The organism is Oleiphilus sp. HI0132, assembly GCF_001635845.1.
On the sequence record NZ_LWGJ01001271.1, the window covers coordinates 1 to 1834 of the forward strand.

Sequence of the window (1834 nt, forward strand, 5' to 3'; positions counted from 1 at the left end):
TGAAGAGACATCAGAAGAAATTTATTCCGTCGTTTTGCCTAATAAAATAGGTCCATATACGGACGGCGCTCATATGCCAAAGAGACTGGCCGAAGAATTCTTAACTAAAAATGAACTAGCTGTACTTGTCAGGAACTACAAACATGATTGATCTATCAGTTTTATTTGAATCAAACATCAACACCACCTTTTTTGCCTTTATCGGTTTTTTCACTCTCGCTACCTTGGCGGTGTGGCTCAAGGTCATGACTGTAGACAAGAAAGATAAGGCAAAGCTACAGGAGGAGTTATTAGAAAGTACTCCCGCGCAACTGCTAAAGTCGAAACATGGTATTGTTTCTGCGCAAAATTCTGGTCCAATTTGTATTCGAAAGTGGCCAGAAGCACTTGAAGAAAAGAGTCTTGGCTTCGACTGGATGCCCGCCTTTGTAACCTCCTTGGGCGTACTAGGGACCTTTCTTGGAATTAGTTACGGCTTAAGTGATTTGGAACCACTTGATTTGCATGCCAAAGGCTCTTCCGACAAGTTACTAGCTTCGATTGGTGGGCTGTTAGAAGGTATGAAAGTCGCATTCTATACCTCAGTAGCGGGTATTATTGGAGGTCTGGTCTTGAGCTTGTTACGCCACACCATATTTTTGAGAAAGGTTCGAAACCAGAATATTGAATCAATCAAAGCCTTAGAATCAAAGGGTTTTAGATTATTCGATATGTCTGACATGGTGGCGAGTATGGGTAGTAATGACATGGTTGATGCTGCACAAGCCATGGCGGAATCGGCTAGGTCATTTAATGCTGATGCGATTGCTGACAAAATGACTAGCTCACTTTCTCCGATGTTAGAACGTATAGGTGAAGAGCTTAATGTCTTAAGTGAAATAAAAAAAGAAAATGGCGAGCAGGTACTACAAAAGATGATGGATGACCTTAGGTCTCAAGTAATTGAACCAATTCAGGTGCGTCTAGAAAGTACAGCGGGACTTGTTGATCAGAGCACTACTTCGGTTACTAAACTAACAGAATCACTTTTGCCGCTGGGAGAAGAGCTCGACCAGACAGTAGACAAACTGCGCGAACATCAACAGGAGTCTATTGCTAGCATCGAAAACGTTCTAAATAGATTCCAACAGGAAGTAGGAGAAAAACTAAGTCAGCAGCTCATTTCGGCAGGTGAAATTCTCAATGAAACCTTGGAAAAGCTAAACACCGATCTTGGGGCGCACTTAGAAACGCTGAATGCGCTGGCTACACAAATGCCGTCATTAGATGCAGAGTTAGTTGCTTCAATAGAGGCTGTGTTGAATCAGGTGGTCGGCACATCACGTGAATTGCTCAAACAAATTCAAGAAGGCTCTGATCACCAAAACGCCCAACTGAAGGAACTCTTAAACGAGGTAGCCAATTATCATGGTTCAAGCAGAGAGTTTCTTGATGAGTACATTAAGTCAGTTAATAAGTCATCGACTGATGTGCACGCCAAGCTCTTGAATGTAGCACAAGTTCTAGCAACCGCGGCAAGTATTGCTGATTCTACAGAGCATTCAAAGGATTTGACGCATGAGCCAGCATGATGCAGTGGAGTCTGATGCACATTGGATGTCAATTGGGGATTTGATGTCGGGTTTGATGATGATTTTCGCCTTGCTCGTTGTGGCGACTATGTTACTTCTTAGCCAGCGTCACGAACAAAGCCAACAAAACCGTATTTTTGTAATTCAAGCGATTAGTGAACAGCTTAATGCAGATGGTATCCAGGCAGAGATCAATCCTGAAACAGGAGATATTACAATTATGGATAATATCTTATTCGGGCACGATTCAGCGAAGCTTTCTG

General features: G+C 42.6%; 2 protein-coding genes. Both read left to right on the forward strand.

All coding sequences use genetic code 11. The features are described from left to right. Positions 1 to 143: 143 nt before the first annotated feature. Complete coding sequence (locus A3766_RS19215) at positions 144 to 1571, forward strand: hypothetical protein (protein ID WP_068511981.1); 1428 nt, start codon at positions 144 to 146, stop codon at positions 1569 to 1571. Beyond that, positions 1558 to 1834 (forward strand): hypothetical protein (locus A3766_RS19220; RefSeq protein ID WP_197479632.1); only part of this gene is annotated, 277 nt, incomplete at its 3' end. The genes A3766_RS19215 and A3766_RS19220, both read left to right, overlap by 14 nt.